Source organism: Pseudomonas sp. SIMBA_067 (genome assembly GCF_046534675.1).
Classification (GTDB): domain Bacteria; phylum Pseudomonadota; class Gammaproteobacteria; order Pseudomonadales; family Pseudomonadaceae; genus Aquipseudomonas; species Aquipseudomonas putida.
This window is the reverse complement of the sequence record NZ_JAWRYH010001372.1, coordinates 1-235: the sequence shown is the minus strand read 5'-3', so window position 1 is coordinate 235 and position 235 is coordinate 1. Positions and strand designations below refer to the sequence as shown.

Below are 235 nucleotides of genomic sequence, written 5' to 3'. Positions count from 1 at the left end.
ATATAAAAAATGCATCGCATATTTTAATTGTTACCTCAACAACAGGCCAAGGCGATATACCCGCTAACTTGGCAGAGCTTTATAATCAGCTTAACAGTACGTTTCCAATGTTAACCAATAAACCATTTGGCATTGTAGCCATGGGTGACAGAAGCTACGGTGATACGTTTTGCGCAGCAGGGCGTAGCTTTGATGAACTATTACGTGACTTACAAGCTAAACCTGTGGGTAATCG

1 protein-coding gene is annotated in these 235 nt (G+C 41.3%); it reads left to right on the top strand.

Going from position 1 to position 235, the window contains the following annotated elements:
• A partial coding sequence (locus SB765_RS33845; protein ID WP_410933063.1) for a flavodoxin domain-containing protein occupies positions 1 to 235 on the top strand: 235 nt, incomplete at both ends.